Annotated in this window: 14 protein-coding genes and 1 pseudogene; all 15 read left to right on the forward strand. The window is 34.5% G+C overall.

Annotation, left to right across the window (positions count from 1 at the left end):
• The first annotated feature begins 164 nt into the window (after nt 1-164).
• Nucleotides 165-494, forward strand: coding sequence for a helix-turn-helix transcriptional regulator (locus F6K27_RS22035; protein WP_287239985.1), 330 nt, complete (start codon nt 165-167; stop codon nt 492-494).
• A 574-nt stretch (nt 495-1,068) separates the two neighbouring features.
• Nucleotides 1,069-1,509 (forward strand): pentapeptide repeat-containing protein, encoded by a 441-nt coding sequence (locus F6K27_RS22040; protein WP_124143613.1) that lies wholly within the window; start codon nt 1,069-1,071, stop codon nt 1,507-1,509.
• 100 nt (nt 1,510-1,609) lie between these two features.
• Nucleotides 1,610-3,541 carry an adenylate/guanylate cyclase domain-containing protein gene (locus tag F6K27_RS22045; protein ID WP_287278312.1) on the forward strand — a complete coding sequence of 644 codons (1,932 nt, stop codon included), beginning with the start codon at nt 1,610-1,612 and terminating at the stop codon, nt 3,539-3,541.
• A gap of 542 nt (nt 3,542-4,083) precedes the next feature.
• Complete coding sequence (locus tag F6K27_RS22050) at nt 4,084-4,887, forward strand: DUF928 domain-containing protein (RefSeq protein WP_124143611.1); 804 nt, start codon at nt 4,084-4,086, stop codon at nt 4,885-4,887.
• Nucleotides 4,888-5,419: 532 nt separating this feature from the next.
• Entirely contained in the window at nt 5,420-6,145 is a 726-nt protein-coding gene (locus F6K27_RS22055; RefSeq protein ID WP_287278313.1) for a TVP38/TMEM64 family protein, read from the forward strand.
• Between the two features lie 75 nt (nt 6,146-6,220).
• The gene (locus F6K27_RS22060; RefSeq protein ID WP_287239980.1) at nt 6,221-6,355 is read left to right on the forward strand and encodes a hypothetical protein; all 135 of its coding nucleotides are present in this window, start codon (nt 6,221-6,223) and stop codon (nt 6,353-6,355) included.
• A 457-nt stretch (nt 6,356-6,812) separates the two neighbouring features.
• Complete coding sequence (locus F6K27_RS22065) at nt 6,813-7,520, forward strand: HAD family phosphatase (RefSeq protein WP_287278315.1); 708 nt, start codon at nt 6,813-6,815, stop codon at nt 7,518-7,520.
• A 936-nt stretch (nt 7,521-8,456) separates the two neighbouring features.
• Complete coding sequence (locus tag F6K27_RS22070; protein ID WP_124143608.1) at nt 8,457-8,693, forward strand: hypothetical protein; 237 nt, start codon at nt 8,457-8,459, stop codon at nt 8,691-8,693.
• Between the two features lie 107 nt (nt 8,694-8,800).
• A complete protein-coding gene (locus F6K27_RS22075) occupies nt 8,801-8,968 on the forward strand; it encodes a hypothetical protein (RefSeq protein WP_287278317.1) in 168 nt (55 codons plus the stop codon).
• Nucleotides 8,969-8,985: 17 nt separating this feature from the next.
• Nucleotides 8,986-10,020: an amino acid ABC transporter substrate-binding protein gene (locus F6K27_RS22080; RefSeq protein ID WP_287278319.1), complete on the forward strand. Its 1,035-nt coding sequence runs from the start codon at nt 8,986-8,988 to the stop codon at nt 10,018-10,020.
• 847 nt (nt 10,021-10,867) lie between these two features.
• Nucleotides 10,868-11,914 carry an amino acid ABC transporter substrate-binding protein gene (locus F6K27_RS22085; protein WP_287278320.1) on the forward strand — a complete coding sequence of 349 codons (1,047 nt, stop codon included), beginning with the start codon at nt 10,868-10,870 and terminating at the stop codon, nt 11,912-11,914.
• 18 nt (nt 11,915-11,932) lie between these two features.
• The gene (locus F6K27_RS22090; RefSeq protein ID WP_287278322.1) at nt 11,933-13,099 is read left to right on the forward strand and encodes an amino acid ABC transporter permease; all 1,167 of its coding nucleotides are present in this window, start codon (nt 11,933-11,935) and stop codon (nt 13,097-13,099) included.
• Between the two features lie 1,059 nt (nt 13,100-14,158).
• Nucleotides 14,159-15,370 (forward strand): amino acid ABC transporter permease, encoded by a 1,212-nt coding sequence (locus F6K27_RS22095; protein ID WP_287278324.1) that lies wholly within the window; start codon nt 14,159-14,161, stop codon nt 15,368-15,370.
• Between the two features lie 695 nt (nt 15,371-16,065).
• Nucleotides 16,066-16,842, forward strand: a complete 777-nt coding sequence (locus F6K27_RS22100) for an amino acid ABC transporter ATP-binding protein (protein ID WP_287278326.1) — start codon at nt 16,066-16,068, stop codon at nt 16,840-16,842.
• A 74-nt stretch (nt 16,843-16,916) separates the two neighbouring features.
• Nucleotides 16,917-17,036 (forward strand): annotated as a pseudogene (locus F6K27_RS22105) (IS1 family transposase); the annotation flags it as partial.
• Nucleotides 17,037-17,060: the final 24 nt, after the last annotated feature.

Genomic DNA, 17,060 nt, shown 5'->3' on the forward strand with positions numbered 1-17,060 from the left:
AGAGCAAGTAAAAAATATAGTTTAAATTAATCCCCAAGCTACTACTAAAGGATTAATTTAGAGATGTTTAATTTCCTGAATTCCCAAATCTATGATAATATCTAAATTAGCAATACTATATATTACTAACTTATATACAAAGCCAGCAAATTATCACAAGAATAATGCTAGAAACATCACTAAACTTATCCCCTACTTCTATGGCAGCAAGCTTTCAGGCACTTTCTGACCCATTACGAATTAAAATATTAGAACTGTTGCGTACACAAGAACTATGTGTGTGTGATATATGCGATCGCCTTCAAGTTTCTCAGTCCAAACTATCTTTTCATCTCAAAAATCTCAAAGAAGCTGCTTTAGTTAAAAGTCGCCAGGATGGTCGTTGGATATATTACAGTCTTAATTTATCTCAACTTGAAAGTTTAGAAAAGTACCTATCAGAATATCAAAAAATTAGCCCCTTACCAGCTCACCTTTGTGTCAATAATGATTAACTGAAATGCCTGATTATTTCAGTTATCAGTTAACAGTTATCAGTACCTCTACAATCAGGATGCTTGGCATAAGAAATATTCTCTTTTTTTCCCTTAAAAGGGGAGGCGCATACCCACAAATTTTTCAGTAAAATTTGGCAGCAAATCTGAAAATCAGGGTAATACTAATATCATCACCGCTTAATTAAAAATCCAAAAAATTCTATCCTCTCCTCATTTTGTCTTCTCTTTTTTCCTTGTTTCCCATGATTCATACTAAGTATCATACATGAAAAAAAATTGATGATTTTGCTCTACTTCCTCCTTTCATCAACAATCTTAAGTAAATCAAATTTAGTACTACAAATATCTAAGCTGATATAATATGACTCCAGTTTTTATAAAAATCAACATTATAGATAATACATATAAAATAATACCCTCTAAATTAATCCTCAACAGATAGGTGCTTTAACTAATCTCATAATTTAACTAACATCATATCTTAATAAGCAGTCGTAAAAATATTTAATCCACTCTATAGCACTATAGTTTATAAAATAGATATCTAGACTATATTTTATTATTCCAAATAATGACTAACCAACAAATAGAACGAAACATTAGACTGTTGCTCGAAACTCGCGAATGTCCAAACTGTTACCTAGAAGGAGCCAGACTTGGAGGTGTAAATTTAGGAGGAGCTAATCTTGGAGAAGCAAAATTACCAGTAGCTAACCTCGCAGGAGCAAAGTTAGGAGGAGCTAACCTGGGAGGAGCTAACCTGGGAGGAGCTTACTTAGGAGGAGCTTATCTGGGAGGAGCTAACTTAGGTGGAGCTTACTTGGAAGGTGCAAATTTAGAAGGAGCTTATCTATCAGGAGCTAACTTAGGAGGAGCTTATTTGGAAGGTGCAAATTTAGCAGGAGCAAATCTAGAAGGAGCAAATTTAGGGGGAGCAAACCTCGAAGGAGCTAGTATAGAAGGGGCGCTCCTCAGTGGTGCAATTATGCCAGATGGCGGAAGACATGAGTAAGTGCAATTAGGTGAAGTTGAGTAATTCCCATGCTTTTTTCTGTTTAAGTTGACCAAGAGTGTGGAGAATACTTGCTTCATCCTAATTAGATTCAGGATGAATGGCCATCAAAATTATGCATCCTATACATTTTGTTAAGTGGATATATAAAAAAGTCCATTCTTACGGAATACCAATACCAGCAATTTTAGCTTCTGGTGCAGCAATTGTGAGTTTATTATTTTTCAGGCACTTAGGGGGATTGCAGAGACTAGAGCTAGTTGTATTTGATGGGATGGTGCGTCTGGGACCTGATAACATCTCTGACTCCAGATTATTAATAGTAGAGCTTACTGAAGAAGATATACAGTATTTGGGACAGTGGCCAATATCTGACAAAAATTTAGCAGATGTTTTAGCTTCTCTACAAAAGCATCAACCCAAAGTAATAGGTGTAGATTTCTACCGAGATGTCCCTAAATATCCCGGTTATACAGAATTAGTAGAACAGCTACAGAAACCAAATGTTTTTGGCATTACTTTTATTGGCGATCGATCTGTGAGTACAACACCGCCACCTCCTAGTATGCCAAAGGAAAGAATTGGCTTTAATAATATTCCTTTTGACCCAGATGCTGTAGTTCGTCGCTATTCATTATTTATTAATAATGATGAAGAAACAATGGTGGCGTTTGCCTTACATTTAGCTCTCGCTTATCTCCAAGAATATGAAATATCCCCTCAGATAACTGAAAATAACGAATATCAATTAGGTGACGCAATATTTAAAAAATTACAACCTAACTCTGGAGGATATCAACAAATTGATGCTCAGGGATATCCAATTTTAATTAATTATCGTAATTCTCGATCTATAGCTCCAAAAATTACAATCAAAGATGTTTTATTAGGTAACTTTGACCCCGAATTAGTTAAAAACAAGATTGTCATAATTGGTAATACAGCTCCTAGTAGCAACGACTTTTCTTTTACCCCTTACAGCTACTCATTAAAGTTAAAGATGTCAGGAGTAGAGATTCATGCCCAAGCTACCAGTCAAATTATTAGTGCAGTTCTTGACGATCAAAAGCTATTTTGGTACTGGGATGAATCAACGGAAATACTATGGATTCTCAGTTGGTCAATAGTCGGTGGTCATATTGCTTGGCATATCAGACGACCTTTTATTTTGTTGCTAATTAATATTCTAGCTTTAGGAGTTTTAGTAGCTATTAGTTATGGCATTTTTATCAAGATGGGATGGATACCTGTAGCAGCACCAATATTAGGAATAGTTATGACAAGTGGGATAGTAATAGTCTACAAAATTCAGGCATCATGGCAACAACAAAATATGGTGATGAAATTATTAGGTCAACAAACTTCTCCAGAGATTGCTCAAGCTCTTTGGCAAGAACGTTCATATCTGATTAATAGTGGAATTTTGCCTCCAAAAACAGTTACAGCAACAATTTTATTTACTGACCTAAAAAACTTTAGCACTATCTCTGAAAAAAAAACTTCAGAAGCTTTAATGAATTGGTTGAATGAATATCTGAGTGCCATGACAGATATTGTCATAAATCATCACGGAATAGTCAACAAATTTACTGGAGATGGAGTTATGGCAGTATTTGGAATACCAGTACCTCGTACCAGTGTTGAAGAGATTGCTATAGATGCGCAAAATGCAGTTAATTGTGCTTTAGCAATGGGTCAACATCTATCACAATTAAATCAAAAATGGCAACAACAAAATTCTCCTGAATTAAAAATGCGTATAGGGATTTATACAGGAACTGTTACAGTTGGTAGTTTAGGTGGAAAAAATCGCTTAGAATATGGAGTAATTGGCGATGGTGTTAATATTGCTTCTCGCTTAGAAAGTTTTGATAAAGAACGTCATCCAGGAATTTGTCGAGTTTTGATTGCTCAAGAAACTTTGAAATATTTAGATAGAAAATTTTCAGTAGAAGCTTGGGGTAATTTAAATTTAAAAGGAAAAAAAATACCAGTAAATGTATATTTAGTTACTGGGAAAAACTATTTTTAAATTAACCATAAACAACAAATAATTTTCAATTTTGACTCCTCATCAATGTTGCTATTTTTCTACAACCACAAAAAAATATTAAACTATTTTTTCACACATTAGTGCAGGATGGTGGAAATAACTAATACCATTTCTCAAAAACTTTTCTACATTTTCTTTGGCTGGGGAGTAGGGGAGTAGGGGCACCTGGGAAGTATGCGCGGTCGTTAACATCCGTACAGGACGTTGTATGCAACATCCTTACAGAGAAGTAAACATAAGAATAATTAACATTAACTTGACTCAAATTAGTAAAAAGGTGATTCGGCCTGTGTTAATTACTTAATAACTGAACTTTACCTAAGTATAGCGAGTATAGCATTAATGCATGGGAATTCGTATAACCACTTAAAATCAGCTTAAAAAGCTGATTGTACAAGCTTTCTTACCTTCTTCTTCCTGCTTTATTCCTTCTTCAACTAGCTAGTTACACAATTCATAAATGGATAAACTATAATAGTAATAAGTAATTAAAACAGTTACCCAAAAAAGGAATTTAGAATATGTATCTACAAAATTTCCGTTTTTCTATTACTCTCAAAACTATGATTTTGACATTAGTTTTAGGATTATTTACTACTTCTTTTCCCAACAGTACATCAGCAAACTCTACTCATTCTGCTAGTTCAACTAATAGGAAAGCAAATACTACTCTAGGTATTTCTCAAAATACCTTAGCAAATATTGTTCCTAGAGTCGAAGGTGGTTCAACAGGTACTTATGGTGGAGGATCGCGAGGAGCAAATAATTGTATAGATGAAGGTCAAAAACCTCTAACTCCTCTAATTCCCAAGATAAATCAAAAACAAGAATTAACCCTAGTAACCTTAGCCTCACATCCAACAATTTATATGTATGTGCCAGAAAATACAGCTATAGCTGGAGAATTTATCTTGAAAGACTCTAGTCAAAAAATAGTTTATGAAAAGCTACTACCAGTGTCAAATAGTCAGGGCATTATACGTATTAAAATTCCCAACAATCAACCAGAATTAAAAGTAGGAGAAAATTATCAATGGACATTCTCTTTGAGCTGCGAAGGAAGTGGTTCTGGAACTATTGTTCAAAGCTCAATTAAAAGAGTTAATCCCAATCCAAATTTGACAACAGAAATACAGCAAAAATCAGAGAGAGACCGCTGGTTAATTTATTCGGACGCAGGTATATGGCACGAAAAACTGGATGCCTTAGCAGAAAAAATTAGTTTGAATCCGAACGATAACAAACTTAAATCAGAATGGCAAAATCTGCTTAATTCAGTAGGTTTAAATGATGTAGCTACAGAGCCATTAACTTCAACTAATTAGCAAGTTAATTTGAAGACTCGAATTAGTCATATCACCTACACTACTTAACAAATAAGGTATGGAGAAAAATAACTATTTTAGAATGACTATAAAAATGTAGCAATCCTATTTCAGTTGCGGGTAAAAATATCTTTTAATTTAGGGAACACCGGAGCTGGGAATAGAGGTAAAAGTTTCAGAGTTTTTATATATCCTTAGATTTTTTACAAATGATTTCTAATTGCTATATTTGTTAGAAAAGTAGGCATAACATCTAAACTTGAATTAAATCCTCTTTCTAGGAATCATTCAATTTTAAATGTTTACCAAACATCTCTATTGATAAAGCAACTCAGTCAAAAATGAGTATCAGAGATATCTAAGAAATCGTCAAAAAAATTATCCCAAAATACCCCATAGTCAGAATCAATGTTACATGAAAATTAGATAAAAATCTGATAAGACTACGATGAAAATAAAGGTTTTTACCTCTATATACGAGTATCATATACATTAATACTAAGATTATTGTAAATGTCGTATATACTAATAGATGAATAACCTAGAACAAGAAACAGAAAAAAAACCAAAATCAAACAAACTACTCAAACCACTCTTAATCGTTTTTGTAGTTGCAACTCTCCTAGTTATTGCTCATAAATTTAACGCTCAACAACTCTTGATAAATGCCCTAGATTGGATAAAAACTCTTGGCCCTTGGGGTCCCATAGCTTTTATCATTATTTATATTCTGGCCACAGTTTTCTTCCTTCCAGGCTCACTACTAACTCTAGGTGCAGGTCTGTTATTTGGCCCTATTTTCGGTTCCATCTACGTTTCTGTTGCTTCAACTATAGGTGCAACTTGTGCCTTCTTAGTTGGTCGCTATCTAGCGCGAGGTTGGGTTTCTAAACAAATAGAAGGAAATGAAAACTTTAAGGCCATTGATGAAGCAGTAGCTGACGAAGGATGGAAAATTGTTGGACTAACTCGCTTATCTCCTATTTTTCCTTTTAACCTACTAAACTATGCTTTTGGCGTAACTCAAGTATCTTTACGAGATTATTTTTTCGCTTCTTGGATTGGGATGATGCCAGGAACAGTAATGTATGTATATCTTGGTTCCCTAGCTGGCAGTTTGGCAACTTTGGGCACAGAAGGAGGGACGCGTACCACAGCAGAATGGATTCTTTATGGAATAGGTCTAATAGCTACAGTTGCTGTAACCGTTTATGTGACAAAAATTGCTAGAAAAGCTCTACAGAAGAAAATTTCCTAATTTTTTACTCCATAGTGCAAGCAAGAAAAACTCACCTTATACTGACATTTAGGAAATTAAGATAGGAAAAATTTGATGGCCGTTAAGAAAAATACAAAATACGAAAAATTTCTAGCGCCATTGGTCAGCAACTTTTTAATTTACCAAGAAGCTATGGAACTATTCCGCAATAGTATTATGTTGGGAGGCATAAAGCGATCGCCTCACTGAATAATTGATAATTTCAGGTTTGAAGTCTCTCTTTAATTAAGGAGGAAAATAATTAATATTCTTTTTTAGTCAATCCTCTTCTTAAACTGATAACTGAAATGACCTTAATGCTAAAACAGCTATTTATACAACCAGAGGTTATTGGGTCAACTTATAACCTGAGATACTTTTTTTCTTATTGATACTAAATCCGGTTTTCATAAATGTCTTATTTTTATACCGTAACTGCTTGATATAAAAATATTTATTAAGATTGAAAAGTTGGTTTTTGCCACCTTATTTAGTATTATATAGTCATTTAAATTTAGATTGAGATAGGGTTTCTTGCCTTGAAAGACTTTCAGTATAAAAACTGTTTCATTCTTATTTTAAATTACTATAATTTTAGACCACTAAAAATATGAGTTATGAATTTTTTTTTGATTATAATTAGTTGAAATATAAATGGCTATAATTTATGACTATCAAAGCTATTTTGTTCGATTTTAATGGTGTAATTATTAATGATGAATTTCTCCATGAAAAATTAATAGAACAAGTATTAATTGATGAAAATTTGCTACTTAGACCAGGAGAATACAACCAATTCTGTTTAGGAAGAAGCGATCGTGCTTGTTTAGAAGGAATACTTACGGAAAGAGGTAGATATATTAATGAAGGGTATTTAGACCAGTTAATTAAACGTAAAGCTCTAGCTTATCAACAACAATTAGAAAGTCTTGAAGAGTTACCAATTTATTCAGATACGATAGATTTTATTTCTCAGGTCGCTCAAGCTAATCTGAAAATGGCTATAGTTAGTGGCGCTCTTCGATCCGAAGTAGAATTAGTCTTAAATAAAGCTAATTTAATTGATTTTTTTAAGACAATTATTGCTGGAGATGATGTAGAAGCTAGTAAGCCAAAACCCGATGCTTATTTGTTGGCAGTAAATATTCTAAATCAACAATATCCAGACATGAATCTACAGCCTTCAGAATGTTTAGCAATAGAAGATACTTTTGCCGGAATTGAAGCAGCTAAACTCGCAGGAATGTCTGTAGTTGGTGTCGCTCATACTTATCCTTTTCATATGCTCCAGCGTTTGGCCAACTGGTGTGTAGATTATCTATCAGACCTTGAATTGGACAGAATACAAAAAGTTGATCAACAAATTAATTCTTAGATATTTGTATATTAGACATCTGGGAAAAAGAATAGACTTTTTGCACAAGTAGGGAACAGGTAACAGGGAACAGCGGTGCGACCCCGCGACGACGTTAGTTTTAGCTCCTCTGGAAAAGGCTAGCCACAAGTGGTCAGACCCCGCCTCGGCGACAGACGCAAGGGAATGCTGACCAACAGAGGTAATAGGGAAGAAAATTTCTGAAAAAAGACACAAAAAATGATCAATAGACATCTCCGAAAAAGATATAGATTTTTTGCAGGAGTAGGCAACAGCTCCGAAAGGCAACAGGCAACAGGTAAGATGTTTTTACGCGCGAAGGCACGAAAAAAGATTTTTTAGGGTGAATTTTTCGTATCCTTAGTCTGCTCTAATTAAAAGATTTATTTTCTGGATATCTCTAATATGTATAATTTCCACTCCTATGTCTATTAGATATTTGTATAGAAGAATACTGTTTTTTATACAAAAGAAAGTATCATTTACCTCACAAATATGTACATCAACCTGCAACAGATTAGGTGATTAATGTGGTAGCACTGACGGGGTAAATATTTTTTTTGTTTGTTCCCTATCCTGCCTCCCCATCTCCTCTACTCCCTACTCCCTAAAACCATCAATATATGTACTTAATCAACTTGGAAACTGCTTTAACTTTAATTTTCGTTCCGATAAAATACCCATGAAACCTTTTGAGTCCCATCAAAAATAAGTAAAGAACAACATCGGTTTGTAAAGATATTGGTAATAATTGTAACTTATTGTGTTTAACTGCTTCTGATATTAGTAGATTTCAGTTACTATTAACTAAATATAAAAGAATAGTTAAGAAAGCATAAGATTGGGAATATATATGCTTTGGGTTACGTCCTGGTTACTAACTAGCCTGTACCAATCTGCCAAAAAGATGATTATTTATACTTATATGGAGGTTCTATGACTCCCACAATGTTGCGTCAGCTTTGGTCTTTAATCGAGAACTCCCAAGCTACAACCTTAATATCCCTAGATGATGCTACCCTAGTTCAGTGGTTAATCAAACAGTTGAAAACTAGAAATTCCCTAAATGGCAGGGAAGCAGATTTAATTAACGAATATATCCAGTCTCGGCTGTCTTTAATTAGAGATTTAGCTGAAGAACGTTTGGGTAGCGAACCTTCACCATCGGTATAGTAAAAGTTCTACAGAAATATAGTCCTATATATTCAAATAATGTCAAATATAAGTAGAAACTATTTAAATAAATATAGCTAAGAAAGAATTGGTTAAGACATAAACTAATGACAAATCTTAGACTAGAAAATGTTTTTCCAACTTTTGCCTGTTGCCTATTCCCTGTTCCCTGTTCCCTGCTAAATGTGGAAAGTATTTACTTGAAATCCTCTAACTTAGCGATCGCTAAGTTAAACGTTATGGTAGTTTTGAATAGGTTATTTTTCCCAGATTAAAAAAATCTTAATAAACTATGCAAAAATGCTTATCTCTGCTAATAGCAACTGTGTTAATGGTAGCACCATTAACAGCCTGCGAAGAAGAAAGTCAACAAACCACCAGTCGTCTGGATATAGTAAAAGAGCGTGGTAAATTAAACTGTGGGGTAGAAGGAGCTATACCAGGATTTAGCTTTGTAGACCAAAATGGCAACTACTCAGGAATAGATGTGGATATTTGTAAGGCAGTTGCAGCAGCTTTGTTTAACGATCCAAATGCTGTAGAATATCGTAACCTAGATTCAACTGAACGTTTCACAGCTTTGAATGGTGGAGAAGTAGATATGCTTTCTCGAAACACTACTTGGACAGTAAGTCGAGATACTACCGTTGGCCTAGAGTTTGCCCCCACAACATTTTATGATGGTCAAGGGATGATGGTCCGTACTGATAGTGGGATTACATCTTTGGAGGGTTTGGAAGGTAAATCAATTTGTGTTGAAGCGGGTACAACAACAGAACTGAACTTAACAGACAATCTCCGTCAACGAAACATTGAAGCAGAGACGTTAACATTTCAACAAGCAGACCCTGCTTATGCTGCTTATGCAGAAGGACGTTGTGATGGGATGACTTCTGATAAATCTCAGTTGTTGGGTCGTCGTAGTACTCTACCTAATCCAGATACTCATACAATCCTAGATGTTACTATGTCCAAGGAACCTTTAGGTCCTGTGACGAAAAATAATGATTCAGCTTGGTTTGACGTGGTTAAGTGGGTAACTTACGCTTTGATAGAAGCAGAAGAGTTAGGTATTACCCAAGCAAATGTAGATGAAAAGAAAAATTCTGATGACCCCACAGTCAAACGCTTTTTAGGAGTAGAGGGAGACCTAGGTGAAGGTTTGGGTTTGAGTAATGATTTTGCTTATAGAGTTATTAAGCAAGTAGGCAACTATGGTGAAGTTTATGACCGTAATTTAGGAGCACAATCTCAATTTAAGTTACCTCGCGGTCAAAATAACTTATGGACAAATGGTGGGTTACTTTATTCTCCTCCATTCCGTTAGATATCAAAAAAAAGTAAAGATTTGGGAATTAATCTACACCTTTTCCCAAATCTTGATAGTAGAAGGAAAAAGGAAGAAGGAAGGACTGAAAAAAAATAATGTAGGGATGTTCCACAGAAAGTCTTTACCGAATAATTAAGATTTAAAACTTTTCTAGGGATGTCCCACGGGATGTCGCCCTACCAAGGAAAAAAAGAAAAAAAACTTTTTATCGCAGAAGGAAGAAGAAAAAATCTGGCTTCGTATGAGTTTTCAGCTTTTGATATGTCCGCGCCTTTTCCTTCGACTGCTATATATAATATCTAAATAATTGGGGCTTGCTGATTAACTGTCAAAGCCTTTATCTGTAAATATTTGAGGACTTTTAGAGTGAAAAAAGGTGCAAAGTTTTCGGTCTAAAAAGCTAAAAAAGTTAGAGTTTTGAGTAGATCAGGATAGAAAAATCAAGGGATATTTCTTGCTCCTAACTCCTCTAAATTCAGAATTCAGAATTCAGAATGCTAAATTCTGAATTCTATCCTCAACTATAAGACTTTTTCAGCAAACCCTAATTAGCGATGGCTCCAATACATCATATAGCATAAGGAACAATGAAAAAGGAAGAAGGAATTTAGGGATTTTCCACAGAAAGTTTTGAGCAAATAATTAATATTTAAAGCTTCTCTAGGGATATGCTACGGGATGTCTTCCTAGGAGGAAAAAAAAAGACTTTTTTCGCAAACTAGCTTGCAGTATTTAACACTCAAAAAAAGCTGAAATTCTATATAAATTAATTAGCGATCGCTCCAATACATCCGATACAGTAAATTAGGATGAAAAGTTCTGAGCACAATATTAAAAAGAAATTATGCAAAAATGGGTATATTTGCTATTGACAATTTTGCTATTTTCCACATACTTGACATCTCGTGAAAAATCTCCATATGAACCAACCCCACCAGGAAAAAGTCGTCTAGACGTAGTAAAAGAACGTGGCAAACTACATTGTGGTGTAGAAGGATACATACCAGGATTTAGCTTTGTAGACCAAAATGGCAACTATTCAGGAATAGATGTGGATATTTGCAAAGCAGTAGCAGCAGCTTTATTTAATGACCCAAATGCTATAGAATATCGTAACCTAGATTCAACTGAGCGTTTCACAGCTCTTAATGGTGGAAAAGTAGATATGCTTTCTCGCAACACAACTTGGACCATTAGTCGAGATACCACCGTTGGTCTAGAGTTTGCCCCCACAACATTTTATGATGGTCAAGGGATGATGGTCCGTGCTGATAGTGGGATTAATTCTTTAGAGGGTTTGCAAGGCAAATCAATTTGTGTTGAAGCGGGTACAACAACAGAACTAAATTTAACCCACAATCTCCGTCAACGAAACATTGAAGCAGAGACGTTAACATTTCAACAAGCAGACCCTGCTTATGCTGCTTATGCAGAAGGACGTTGTGATGGGATGACTTCCGATAAATCTCAGTTGTTGGGTCGTCGTCAAACTTTCCCTAATCCCGAACAACATATTATTTTAAATACTACCCTTTCAAAAGAACCCTTGAGTCCAGCAACAAAGAATAATGATTCAGCTTGGTTTGATGTAATTAAATGGGTAATTTATGCTTTGATAGAGGCTGAAGAATTAGGTATTACTCAAGCAAATGTAGATGAGAAGAAAAATTCTGATGACCCAACAGTGAGACGATTTTTAGGAGTAGAAGGAAATCTTGGTGAAGGTCTAGGTTTAAGTAATGATTTTGCCTATCGTGTAATTAAACAAGTAGGCAACTATAGTGAAGTTTATGACCGAAACTTAGGTAAAAATTCTCCATTTAAACTACCTCGCGGTCAAAATAATTTGTGGACTAATGGCGGTCTACTTTATTCACCACCCTTTCGCTAAAAATTTTAAACAACAAAAATGATTGACGAGGAAAATCAAAAAATTCCACTATGGCGAGATGAAAGATTTTGGCGTATTGCCTTACAAGTTATCGCCATAGTAATTTTTATTACGGTTGTAGCTATAATGATTAGCAATCTTAACCGTAATTTAGTACAACAAGGTACAAAATTTGGATTTAGTTTTCTAGGAAACGAAGCAGGATTTAGTATTAGTGAAAGTCTCATTCCCTACAAAGCAAAATACCCCTATACTCAAGTATTATTAGCAGGTCTTATTAATTCCCTACGAGTAATGATTTTGGGAATTCTCTTCACAACAATAGTCGGAATATTAGCAGGAATTACTAGCTTTTCCGAAAACTGGTTACTACGAAATTTGAATCGGGTTTATGTAGAAGTTGTCAGAAATACCCCTCTACTATTACAGTTATTTTTCTGGTATTTTGCAGTTTTTTTCACTCTCCCTAAACCAGAAGAAAAATTAGAATTACCAGGACCAATATTTATGAGTAAACGAGGAATATCTATTCCTTGGCCGGAAAATACTCTGAATGTTTGGTTATGGTTAATAGTTTTAGTAATAGGAGCGATCGCTGTTATATTTATTTGGCAGTTGCGAAATAAGTTAATGACGGAAAAAGCTACCTCTGGTCAACCTCAACTTATCGCTGTAATTAGTATTGGAATTATCGAATTATTAATTATTATATTTGCTCTAGGTTGGCAACCACCAATAGCAACAGAAACAGGAGCAACAGAAGGGGGATTAAATTTAACATTAGAACTGTCAGCTTTACTGGTAGGATTAGTATTTTATACAGGTGCATTTATTGCTGAAATTGTTCGTTCCGGCATTCAAGCAGTACCAAAAGGACAATGGGAAGCAGCAAAATCTTTAGGATTAAAATCTAGTTTAGTCATGCGGTTGGTAATTTTTCCCCAGGCATTAAGGGTAATGATTCCACCATTAAATAGTCAATATATGAACTTAGCAAAAAACTCTAGTTTAGCAATAGCTATTGGTTATCCAGATTTATATTCAGTTGCTAATACTACTTATAATCAAACAGGTCGTCCAGTAGAAGTATTTATTCTAATTATGGCAGTTTATCTTTTGATAAATTTGATAATTTCATTGTCTATGAATTCCTTAAATAAAAGCGTTCAACTCAAAGAAAGATAACAAAACAATGAATAATGAATAATGAATAATTATTAATTAGGGTTTGCTGAATCAAGTATGAGTGCTAGGGGTAGAAGTCAGGAGTCAGAAATCAGGAAAAATAGGAATTATAAATGAGGTAGTCGGAAAAGTTTTCCCTTAATTTTTCTGTCATAATCATCCCGAAACAATAGCTTTATGCAGCTCTTTCCACCGAAAAGCTCATACTTTTTTATACAAAAAAATGCTACAACCAATATCAGTCAATGCTTTAATATTAAATCAGCAAGCCCTAATTAATAATTACCGAATAATTAATAATTATTAATTAAATAATTTTGCTTTAAAGCCTCCCCTTTCAAAGGCAAAAAAGCGGTCGATCTTCGGAGCTTCCCGAAGGGTGGGATGGATGGGTTTCCTAACCATATCCAATCGACCAAGAGAAGAAATAATATTTCCTTATTTTCAATTCCGTAACGGTTTTAACCTTCTTGTAATTATCAATTATCCATTATCAATTAATGAACTCTCCTTACGTCACAAAAATAATGGCAATTCACCACCAGCGAAAAATCCTCCCATCTCCCTAACTCCTCCGCTCCCCTTGAGGGTTTTGGACTGAAAACCAGGCAGTTTTTTCAACCCTAAAAAGACTTTAGCCAATATCAGTCAATGCTTTGAGATTAGATAGTTCAGCAATTAACAATTAACAATTAATAATTAATAATTACTTCTTCTTAAAACGGATAGGATTGACTAAAATGATTTTTTTAAGTAGTCGTGCAAAATCAATTTCCTAGTTGAGAGAGGGAACAGGGAACAGGGAACAGGGAACAGGGAACAGGGAGAAATAATTGATAACTTCTGGATAAGATTGGAGATATATAATAAAATGTGTAATTAATTTTGCATAAGAACTAATGTGTAATTAATTTTGCATAAGCACTTATTTTGTCCCCTATCCAAGGGGCTGCTTCAAGGCGTGAATTGTTGAATTAATAATTATTAACTATCAACTATCAACTATCAACTATCAACTATCAACTCTTAATTATTAATTATTCGGTAAACCCTAATTATATGAAAACAATTAATACTAATAAATCATCAGCACCTCCATTTCAGGAAAATAATCCTATAGAATGGCTCAGACAAAATTTTTTTAGTACCTGGTATAACACCTTATTAACTATTATCTTACTCAGCATTATTACCAAGGGAATAACAGGTTTTATCTCTTGGGCAACAACTCAAGCAGAATGGGAAGTAATCAAAGTTAATTTGCCATTATTAATGGTAGGTAGATATCCTAAAGACCAATATTGGCGCATCTGGTTAATAGTTAGCATAATTTCTAGTTTATCTGGTTTCTCTTGGGGAATTATTGCCAGAAACTCAGCCACATTATTTTCCCAACCAGTATTAATTTTTCTAGCTGTCATACCTGCCATTTTATTATTAATTCCAGTAACAACCCCATTCAAACTCTTACTAATAGGAATAGTTATTTTAGTTATTAGTACTGCATGGGTAGGAAAAATTTTAGGCAAAAAAATTCCAAATATAGGTAAATACATATCTTTTATTTGGTTTATAGCCTTTCTCTTAATTATCTGGTTAATCGGAGGAGGATTAGGTTTAAAATCTGTATCTACAAACGACTGGGGAGGTTTAATGTTAACTATATTAATGGCTATAGTTAGCATTTTTCTATCTTTTCCTCTAGGAATTTTATTAGCTTTAGGCAGACAAAGTAAATTACCAGTAATCAAAATATTTTCTATTGGTTATATTGAAATTATCCGAGGATTACCTTTAATATCAATCTTATTTATGGGGCAAATTATGATTCCCCTATTTCTACCAGATGGAATGCGACCAGACCGGATTTTACGAGCAATATTAGGATTAACTTTATTTAGTTCAGCTTACCTAGCAGAAAATATTAGAGGAGGTTTACAGTCCGTACCAAGAGGTCAAACAGAAGCAGCAAAAGCATTAGGTTTTAATACTCCATTAGCATTAGGATTAATTGTATTACCCCAAGCATTAAAAGTTGCTATTCCCTCAATTGTAGGTCAGTTTATTAGTCTATTTCAGGATACAACTTTATTATCAATCGTCGGATTATCAGAATTATTACGCATGAGTCGCTCAATCTTAGCTCAACCACAATTTTTAGGAGATTATGCAGAAGTTTATTTATTTAACGGCATACTTTTTTGGATTATTTGTTATGCCATGTCAATTGGAAGTCGGCAGTTAGAAAAAAAATTAAATACTGACAATTAAGTCAAAAGTAAAAAGTAAAAAGTAAAAACTTAGAAAGTTAAAAACAATAACTCATAATAATCTTTTTTCTTAGTCAAATATAAAAACTAGACGTTACTAAATGACTGTATGATTTTGCTAGATTATAAATGTGGTTTATAGCTTTTAGACATTTATTCATAATCACGCAAGGGAAATATTTTTCCTACTATTCCCTGTTCCCTATTCCCTATTCACTGCTATAGCTGAAAATGACAGAAATAAAAACCAAACAAACTGAAGCACAAATAGATTCTGATTTAGCAATAGTTACTAGAGATATTAAAAAGTGGTACAGCAATAATTTTTATGTCCTCCGTAATGAATAATTGATAATTACAACTAATAACTGATAACTGATAACTGATAACTGAAATGACCAGAAGTATATTAGTTAAAAATCTTGTCTATAGATAGATAACTTAAATAGTCAAATAGACATCTCCAAAAATCACAAATAAAATCAATGATTATCCATAAATTATCAATTATGTATTCTTGTTCCCTATTCACTGTTCCCTGTTCCTTCTTTTCTAGAAATGTCTAATATAAAATTAAATACATTTAAAGATATTATAGAAATAGATAGATAAGGCGCGGACTTATACTGATAATGATCTTTAGACAGGGAAATATTTTTCCTACTGTTCCCTATTCCCTATTCTCTATTCCCTTCTATGACAGAAACAAAAACCAAACAAACTGAAACACAAATAGATTCTGATTTAGCAATAGTTGCTAGAGATGTTCAAAAGTGGTACAGCAATAATTTTCATGTCCTCCGTGGAGTAAGTCTCACAGTAAAACGTGGAGAAGTTGTAGTAATTATGGGGCCAAGTGGCTCAGGTAAATCCACCTTTATCCGTACTTTTAATGCTTTAGAAGAATATCAAAAAGGTAGCATTATTATTGATGACATCAGTTTATCCCACGACTTGAAAAATATTGAGGCAATTAGGCAAGAAGTGGGAATGGTATTTCAGCAGTTTAATTTATTTCCCCATCTCACAGTTTTGCAAAATGTGACTTTAGCGCCAATATGGGTGCGCCGATGGCCAAAAGTCAAGGCAGAAGAAGTGGCAATGCAACTTTTGGAAAGAGTCGGTATTTTGGAACAGGCAAAAAAATTTCCTGGTCAACTTTCTGGCGGTCAGCAGCAAAGGGTGGCGATCGCCCGTGCTTTAGCGATGCAACCAAAAATTATGTTGTTTGACGAACCGACTTCTGCATTAGACCCAGAGATGGTGCGAGAAGTGTTGGATGTAATGCGAAATTTGGCAAATTCGGGAATGACGATGGTAGTTGTGACTCACGAAGTAGGGTTTGCCAGGGAGGTGGCAGACCGGATCGTATTAATGGCTGATGGGTTATTGGTAGAGGAGGCGACCCCAGAAGAATTTTTTCAACACCCGAAGGAAGAACGCACGCGCCAATTTTTGTCACAGATTTTGTAGGTTTAAAAAATTAGGCGTTGCAGATTTGCGGGATGAATGATAGGTTGGGACAGAGCAAGTCAAAGGGAAAAAATATGGAATGTCCAGAGTACCAATCTAAACATATCCGTAAGAACGGTCGCAGACGCGGCCAGCAGAACCACATTTGTGTCAATTGCGGTCGCCAATTTGTATCGAATCCTCAAACTCAACGCCGGATACAGTGACGATGCTCGTCT

This window comes from Okeania sp. SIO2F5 (genome assembly GCF_010692685.1).
GTDB lineage: Bacteria > Cyanobacteriota > Cyanobacteriia > Cyanobacteriales > Microcoleaceae > Okeania > Okeania hirsuta.